Consider the following 3,656-nt stretch of genomic DNA (forward strand, 5'->3'; position numbering starts at 1 on the left):
CCGACGCGCCGGCACTCGATGCTGCGGCGGCCGAAGCCGGTGCGGCGGCGGCCGGCGCGGCGGCACCCGACGCGTCGTTCGGCGCCGACGCGAGCTGCGCCGGAACGGCCTTCACGGTCGCGCCCGGACGCACCTTGTCGACACCCTGAACGATCACGCGATCGCCGGGCTGCAGCCCGCTTTCGACGACCCAGTTCTGACCTTCGATGCGCGTCGCGGTCAGCGTGCGCGGCTCGACCTTGTTGTTCGCGTTGACGACCATCGCGACCGCCTGGCCCTTCTGGTCGTGCGTGACGCCGATCTGCGGCACCAGGTACGCGTTGTCGTTCACGCCTTCCTCGATGCGCGCGCGCACGAACATCCCCGGCAGCAGGACCTTGCCCGGGTTCGGGAACACCGCACGGATCGTGACCGAGCCGGTCGTCTGGTCGACCGTCACGTCGGAGAACTGCAGCTTGCCGGGCTGCGAATAGGTACGGCCGTCCTCGAGGATCAGCGACACCTTCGCGGCACCGGGGCCGGTCGTCTTCAGACGGCCGCTCTGCACGTCCTGACGCAGCTTCAGCCCCTCGAGGCTCGACTGCGTGAGGTCGACGTACACCGGATCGAGCTGCTGCACGGTCGACATCAGCGTCGCCTGGCTCGCCTGCACGTACGCGCCCGGCGTCACCTGCGAGATGCCGACACGGCCGGTGATCGGCGACACGACGTCCGTGTAGCCGAGGTTGATCTGCGCGGTCTCGACCGACGCCTTGCCGGCCGCGACGTCGGCGGCGGCCTGCCCTTGCGCGGCCACCGCGTTGTCGTAGTCCTGCTTGCTGACCGCGTTCGCGGCCACCAGCACCTTGTAGCGCGCGACGAGCGCGTTCTGCGTGGCGAGGTTCGCCTGCGCCTTCGCGAGCGTCGCCTTCGCGCTGTTCAGCGCGGCGATATACGGTGCCGGGTCGATCTTGTAGAGGCGCTGACCGGCCTTGACGTCGCTGCCTTCGGTGAATTCACGGCGCAGCACGATGCCGTCGACCCGTGCGCGCACCTGCGCGACGAGGAAGGCGCTGGTGCGGCCAGGCAGTTCGGTGAAGACCGGTACGGCCTGCGGCTGGACCGTGACGACGCCGACTTCCGGCGTTTGCGGCGGCGGTGCCGATTCTTTTTTCCCGCACGCGGCCAGGAAAACGGCGGCCGTCGCGACAGTGAGTAAGCGGTATGGAACCCGTTCGACGCGCATGGAGCGACCTCTGTGTATAACCAATGGAATGAGTGCGGCGCCCGACCCCGGAGCACGGCACGGATGCGCCTCGCGGCGCAGATCGAACACCTGAATTACTGGACTGCTGGATACAACAAGCGGCACGAAACCTCCGTGCCGGCAAGGCGCCGCAAACTGCGGACTGGTACTTAGGCGGGAATCAGCAGAGTGGGATATTAACTGATTGCCACTTTGGTCATTCGATCGTAGGGTGGTATTGTATATACATTCATGGATGTATGTAAAAAGACCATCCGCGCCGTGCCAAGCGCGAAGTCTTACGAATTGTTACCAGTCGCAAGCATAGCCCGTTCGGGCGCGCGCGACGAGGGGCCCGGCCCCGGTTTACCACTCATCGATTCAGATTCAGGCCTGCACATGGTCAGACGCACCAAGGAGGAGGCACTCGAGACGCGCAACCGCATTCTCGATGCCGCCGAGCACGTGTTCTTCGAAAAGGGCGTATCGCATACGTCGCTGGCGGACATCGCGCAGCACGCGGGCGTGACGCGCGGTGCGATCTACTGGCACTTCGCGAACAAGAGCGACCTGTTCGACGCGATGTTCGACCGCGTGCTGCTGCCGATCGACGAGTTGAAGCGGATGCCGGCGGACGCGCCGGGCAGCAATCCGCTCGAGAAGGTGCGCAAGATCCTGATCTGGTGCCTGCTCGGCGTGCAGCGCGATTCCCAGCTGCGCCGCGTGTTCAGCATCCTGTTCATGAAGTGCGAGTACGTGGCCGACATGGAGCCGCTGCTGTTGCGCAACCGCGCGGGGATGAGCGAGGCGCTGCACGCGATCGACGCCGATCTCGCGATGGCCGTGCGGCTCGAGCTGCTGCCCGAGCGGCTCGACACGTGGCGCGCGACGCTGATGCTGCATACGCTCGTCAGCGGCTTCGTGCGCGACATGCTGATGCTGCCGGACGAGATCGATGCGGAAAAGCATGCGGAGAAGCTGGTCGACGGCTGCTTCGACATGCTGCGCTGCAGCCCGGCGATGCTGAAGGACGACTGAGGCGGGCAGCCGGCTCGGCTCGGCTCGGCTCGGCTCGGCTCGGCTTCGGCTTCGGCTTCCGCTTCGCCTCGGCTCGAGCTTCAGCTTCAGTCCCGGCCTGGCTTGCCGGCCAACACCCGCATCCACCCCATGGCCCGGTTCGCGTTCTTCGCTAGAATCGGGCCATCGTCATTCCGGAGCCCCGCATGACCACCGCTTCGTCGCCCGCCGCGACCGTCGTCGCCGTCGTCGCGTACGACGGCATCAGCCCGTTTCATCTGTCGGTGCCGTCGGTCGTGTTCGGCAAGGAGCGCGATGCGGCCGACTCGCCCGCGTTCGAATTCCGCGTGTGTTCCGCCGATCGCGGCCCGCTCGCGACGACGGGCGGCTTCACGATCGTCGCCCCCTACACGCTCGACGGGCTGCTCGATGCGGACATCGTGATCGTGCCGAGCTGGCGCGACGAGGACGAAACGCCGCCCGACGAACTGCTCGACGCCGTTCGCGCGGCCGCCGCACGCGGTGCCCAGCTGGTCGGCCTCTGCCTCGGCGCATACGTCCTCGCCGCGGCCAGCCTGCTCGACGGCCGCCCGGCCACCACGCACTGGGCGTGGGCCGACGATTTCGCGCGACGCTTTCCGCGCGTGAAGCTCGATCCCGACGTGCTCTACGTCGACGACGGCAACCTGATGACCTCGGCCGGCACGGCCGCGGGCCTCGACTGCTGCCTGCACGTCGTACGGCGCCGCTTCGGCTCGGACGCCGCGAACCGGATCGCACGCCGTCTCGTGATTCCGCCGCACCGCCAGGGCGGCCAGGCGCAGTACGTGCCGCAGCCGGTCGCCGCGCATCCGCGCGATACGCGCCTCGCCGCGCTGCTCGACTGGGTCCGCGCGAACCTGGACGCCGCGCACAGCGTCGATTCGCTCGCGGCGCGCGTGCTGATGAGCCGGCGCACGTTCACGCGCCACTTCCGGCAGGCGACCGGCACGACCGTCACCGCATGGCTGCAGGCCGAGCGCCTCGCACGCGCGCAGCATCTGCTCGAAACCACCGGTCAGTCGATCGACGCCATCGCGCAGGCGGCCGGATACGGCTCGAGCGTGTCGCTGCGTCAGCATTTCGCGGGTGCGCTCGGCACGTCGCCGTCCGCGTATCGGAAACAGTTTCGCGGCATCGGCAGCGACGCGCGGCCGTGACGGCGAGCGCGTCGCGGGGCAGGCCGCGCGAGTGTGATCAGCCGCCGTTGAACCAGCGCGCGACGTAGAGCAGCAGCGCGACGAACACGATCATCGCGACCCACGCCCACAGCGGCACCGGCCCGGCCTGGCGATGATGAAGCGCGCCGGCAGCGCGGCCGCCCGACGCGCCGGCCAGATGCGGCGACGCGGGGCGCTTTGCCGCGGCCGTCAGC

At 68.5% G+C, this 3,656-nt stretch carries 3 protein-coding genes and 1 pseudogene; 2 read left to right on the forward strand and 2 right to left on the reverse strand.

The features are described 5' to 3' along the window. Nucleotides 1-1,225, reverse strand: a 1,225-nt coding sequence (locus HMPREF3115_RS07140) for an efflux RND transporter periplasmic adaptor subunit (RefSeq protein WP_070553896.1), incomplete at its 3' end; no start/stop codon positions are given. Between the two features lie 399 nt (nt 1,226-1,624). On the opposite strand from HMPREF3115_RS07140, the gene HMPREF3115_RS07145 reads away from it, so the two are divergent. Both HMPREF3115_RS07145 and HMPREF3115_RS07150 read left to right on the forward strand, forming a co-directional pair. After that, on the forward strand, nt 1,625-2,263 hold the full coding sequence (locus HMPREF3115_RS07145) for a TetR family transcriptional regulator (protein ID WP_006398425.1): 639 nt from the start codon (nt 1,625-1,627) through the stop codon (nt 2,261-2,263). Between the two features lie 185 nt (nt 2,264-2,448). Next, nucleotides 2,449-3,441, forward strand: coding sequence for a helix-turn-helix domain-containing protein (locus HMPREF3115_RS07150; protein WP_070553898.1), 993 nt, complete (start codon nt 2,449-2,451; stop codon nt 3,439-3,441). A gap of 37 nt (nt 3,442-3,478) precedes the next feature. Here the strand turns inward: HMPREF3115_RS07150 and HMPREF3115_RS32240 are convergent. Then, nucleotides 3,479-3,656, reverse strand: a pseudogene (locus tag HMPREF3115_RS32240) (carbon monoxide dehydrogenase); the annotation flags it as partial.

The sequence above is a fragment of the Burkholderia sp. HMSC10F09 genome, assembly GCF_001806955.1.
Taxonomy (GTDB): domain Bacteria; phylum Pseudomonadota; class Gammaproteobacteria; order Burkholderiales; family Burkholderiaceae; genus Burkholderia; species Burkholderia multivorans.

Bases quoted from the DNA above. Each gene is read 5' to 3' on its own strand.
- HMPREF3115_RS07145 (WP_006398425.1), top strand. From the start codon at position 1,625: ATGGTCAGACGCACCAAGGAGGAGGCACTCGAGACGCGCAACCGCATT.
- HMPREF3115_RS07150 (WP_070553898.1), top strand. From the start codon at position 2,449: ATGACCACCGCTTCGTCGCCCGCCGCGACCGTCGTCGCCGTCGTCGCG.